This is a genomic window from Nonomuraea sp. NPDC049784 (assembly GCF_040659615.1).
Taxonomy (GTDB): domain Bacteria; phylum Actinomycetota; class Actinomycetes; order Streptosporangiales; family Streptosporangiaceae; genus Nonomuraea.
On record NZ_JBFAMX010000815.1, the window covers coordinates 1 to 3,718 of the forward strand.

The window sequence follows — 3,718 nt, forward strand, 5'->3', positions numbered from 1 at the left end:
CTGCGGGTGGGTTTCGGCCTGCGCCAGGGGTGCGGGGCGGCGTGGACGACGACACCAGGCCGCCCGCACGTGGGCGTGGCACGTGCAGCGAGATGCGCTGCGACGGTGCGAGTTGCCACGCCACGATCATCGGTGGGCCTTTCTCGCCAACCTGGGTCAGATCATGCTGAGCCGGTAAGCGAGCCAGTCCTTGCCCTTCTCGGCGCAGCGCGTCTCTGCCCGCCTCCGGATCTCCGGCCCGTGTTCGGCGTCGTAGAGGCGGGCCAGGGTCCACAGCGCCGCCAGGCCGGCCACGTGATTGGCGGGCGCCTCACGCCAGCCGGGCATCGCCGCTAGCTCGGCATCGGCCAGCTCGGGTTTGTGACCGTCCACCACCAGTTGAGGCGCGAGGAGAGCGAGGTCGAACCAGGCGGGGCCGCGGCACGCCTCGGACCAGTCCACCACGTAGAGCAGGCCGTCCTTGATGCGCAGGTGCCCGGGGGTGAGGTTGCCATGAAGCAATTGGTCTCCGTGCAGCAGGGGGTCGCCCTGCAGCATGCTGGGTTGGAAGCCCGCGAGCACCATTTTGTACAACTCGCGGTCGTACAGCACTGGCCGTTTCAGCACGAAGCGCGCCTTCGCCCACAGGGAGGACACGCGCTCGACCGCTGGGCGGGCGCGAGACGGGCATGGGGTGAGCAGCTTGCCAAGCCGCTCCAGCCCGTCGACCACGAGCGGTATGTCCGACGAGCCGGGCCCCATGTAGGCGTGGTCTGCGTTGTCGTTGATCAGCTCCCACATCACGACTTGCCAGCCGCCGAAGATGATGTCCCCTGTCATGCGGGGCACGGGTGCGGATAGCGGGAGGTGCAGGCTCGCCCACCGCTCGCGCTGGATCAGCGAGACGGCCGGGTCGCTCAGCGGGATCGCCTTGACGAATGCTTCGTCGCGCTCGGTGTACAGGCGCACCGCGAGTCCCGGCCGACCGCTCGTGACGGCCTCAACCCTTACTGCGGGACCGGTCTGCTCCTCGATCGCGGCACGGACCTTCTGAGGAAGGTCGGGCCAGTTCAGGCGGTCGGTCACGTTGCCTCCGGAGGGAACGGGTTGGCTTGTGTGGGTGCCTCGCACCTCCGGGAGAGAAACAAGGCTCGTCCCTTAGGTGCGAGGCGTAGGACGGCGCGGACTAGTTGACTGGCTTGCCCGCGCCGTGTCGGGCAAGCGGCGAGGCGGCCGTCCACCGTCTCGCCGCTCGTTTGTGTGGGCGCGGAGGTGGCGGCCAGCGTCCCGCCGGCAGCCAACTTCCGCCACGCCCAAGCTCATCAGTCAGTCCCTTCTCCGGCCGGTCGAGCCGGGGCGGGGCTGAGCTCCGCGATCACCGCCCAGAAGTGGGGGCCCCTCTTGTCGGCGTTCTCCACGTCGTCTGGGTGCTCGGGCAGCAGCTCGTAACTGCGGTGGGGTCCGGCGATGATGCGGCAGTCCTTCAGCAGCGCCCTGATCTGCTCCTCCGAGCGCAGGTAGAGGGGGCCGACGTGGCGCTCGTAAAGGTCTCGGGCCTCGGCAGCCTTGTCTTCTGGTGCGCCGTCGCCGGTGGCGTGGGTGAGCGCGATCACGCTGCCCGGGGCAAGCCTTCTGGCCAGGTCCTCCAGCATGCGCTTGGCCGCCTCATCGTCGAAGAAGTGCAGCAGCGCGCCAGCGAGGACCCCGGCCTCTTGGTCAGGATCGATGACCTTCCGGAGGTCGGGGTGCGACAGGACGGTGTCGAGGTCGCGGACATCCGCGTGCACCACGGCCAGGCCCGGCTGGAAACGGTACGCGTGAAGCGCGTGGGTGATGACTGTGCGGTCGTTGTCCACGTAGGCGACTCGGGCCCACGGCATGATGTCCTGGACGACCTCGTGCACGTTCTGGTCGTCGGCAGAGTCTCCCGGCGGGTAGCCGCAGCCCAGGTCGAGGAATTGGCGCAGGCCCATGTCCGCTAGGTAGGCCGCCGCGCGGATGATGAAGCGGCGGCTCTCCTTCATGACCTCCCCCATCCCGGGGAAGATCTTCAATAGGTCCTGCGCCAGTTCCTGTTCGGTGCTGTAGTTCTCCTTGCCGCCGGTCAGCGCGTTGTATACCCGGCTCTGCGTGTGCGTCGGCGGCGTGAACAGCGTGGAGGCCGCTTCGGACGTGCCGGTACTCATCTGGAGCCTCGCGTCGGGTCAGGCACGCGGGACCGGCCATCTCTGGTCTGATGGCCTGGTCTTACTCCGCGTTTCGGGTTAGCCACGACCCGAAGTTATGACGCAGGTCACACGCTGTCATTGACAGTTTGCTTCGGCTGACAGCGGAAGTAGTAACGGATGTTAGGTAACCCTCAGTAGGGCAGGTTTACGGCGTCCGCAACTTCCCGCATCTCCGGCGTCAACGTCCGCCGCTTGTCGATCACGCCCTGGAGGATGTCGCGGGCGTAACGCTGCGCCCGGATCCACTCGGGCGCGATACGGGTCAGGTCCTGGAGCGTTGCCACCGCCTCCGGGTACATCCGGGTCATGGCGTACGCCTTCGCTACGTCCAGGCGGTGCCGGTTACGGCTGGCCGAGTGCGCATACGGCATCGTGGCCGGGATCCGATCAGCTATCGACAGGACCTTGTCCGGCTTTTCCGTGATCGCTGCGTTCTCGGCCCGGATCATCAGGACCGTGACCGGGCCGAACGTCCGCGTTGTGCTCGTGTCCGACAGAACCTCGCGCCCGATCCGGACAGCAGCGGCCTGGGCCATTTGCAGCGCGTCCTCAGCGTCGCCCGGCCGGTTGTCCCGCACCGCCGCGTTCGTCAGGCCAAGCAGGAGCCGCCCCCACAACGTCAGCTCGTGTGTGGTCGCCCGGCTGAACCGCGGCTCGATCTCGTCCGCCCACTTCTCGGCCAGCCGCCGCGCGCCGGCGAGCTGTCCCTGCCGAAGGTGTAGCCACACCATCGTGTTGATGGCGGCTGCGGCGTCGAGCCGGTCGTCGGCGACGTCCACCGCGCGCTTCAGCGCGGCTTCTGCGTCGATGTACTGCCGGGTCTGGGTCAGTACCCAGCCAGCGGCGTTGAGCACGCGGGAGTGGAGCGCGCGAGCCTGCCCGTTGAGCGCGTCGGCATCCCGTAGGAGCGGCGGCAAGAGGGCGGCGATCTCGCTGTAATGGTTGTTGGCCAGCAGCGCCTTGAGCCCGGCCAAGCCCTCCTCGAGCCCTTCCACGGTCGGCTCCTCGTCCGGCTGCCCGAGATGGCCGATGAGCGCCTTTCGCATGCCGGCCCACAGTTCCGGGGCCGGGGAAACGTCGGGCTCGTCCTGCGCGTCACCTCCATTGCCGAGGAGGTCCGTGGTGGACATGTTCAGCGCCTTGGCAATCTTGTGCACGGTCTCCAGACGGGTCTCCGCCTCGCCGCGCTCAACCTTGCTGATCATGCTCACGGAGATTCCTGCCGCCTCGGCGAGTTCCGCCTGGCTGAGGCCGTGCCTTTTCCGAACCGTTTGGAGTCGTGTTGCAAGAGCGGCCGTCGTGCTACCTTCGTGCATAGCCCTGCTCCTCTTACCTGATAGAACTCGTCAACTCTCAGGCTAGGCGTGCAGGGCTCATTTGTGTCTAGGGTTCACGGGACTTCTTGTCGTACCTGTCAGGTGTCGATCAAAGCGCCGGACCCGGAGACGGTGACCACTGACGCGGGTTCCTGATTGTTCCGCTGTCCGGGGCTGGGCTTTCCGTAGATGAGC

The 3,718-nt window shown here is 67.3% G+C and carries 3 protein-coding genes; all 3 read right to left on the reverse strand.

Annotation, left to right across the window (positions count from 1 at the left end):
• Nucleotides 1-156 precede the first annotated feature (156 nt).
• The 3 genes from AB0J09_RS59025 to AB0J09_RS59035 all read right to left on the reverse strand — a co-directional run bounded on the left by AB0J09_RS59025 (nucleotide 157) and on the right by AB0J09_RS59035 (nucleotide 3,523).
• A complete protein-coding gene (locus AB0J09_RS59025) occupies nucleotides 157-1,065 on the reverse strand; it encodes a phosphotransferase (RefSeq protein WP_360712159.1) in 909 nt (302 codons plus the stop codon).
• Between the two features lie 236 nt (nucleotides 1,066-1,301).
• Nucleotides 1,302-2,165 (reverse strand): SAM-dependent methyltransferase, encoded by an 864-nt coding sequence (locus AB0J09_RS59030; protein WP_360712162.1) that lies wholly within the window; start codon nucleotides 2,163-2,165, stop codon nucleotides 1,302-1,304.
• Between the two features lie 173 nt (nucleotides 2,166-2,338).
• Nucleotides 2,339-3,523: a helix-turn-helix transcriptional regulator gene (locus AB0J09_RS59035; RefSeq protein ID WP_360712164.1), complete on the reverse strand. Its 1,185-nt coding sequence runs from the start codon at nucleotides 3,521-3,523 to the stop codon at nucleotides 2,339-2,341.
• Nucleotides 3,524-3,718: the final 195 nt, after the last annotated feature.

Excerpts from the sequence above, each read along its gene's own strand:
- AB0J09_RS59030 (WP_360712162.1), bottom strand. The coding sequence starts at position 2,165 with ATGAGTACCGGCACGTCCGAAGCGGCCTCCACGCTGTTCACGCCGCCG.
- AB0J09_RS59035 (WP_360712164.1), bottom strand. The coding sequence starts at position 3,523 with ATGCACGAAGGTAGCACGACGGCCGCTCTTGCAACACGACTCCAAACG.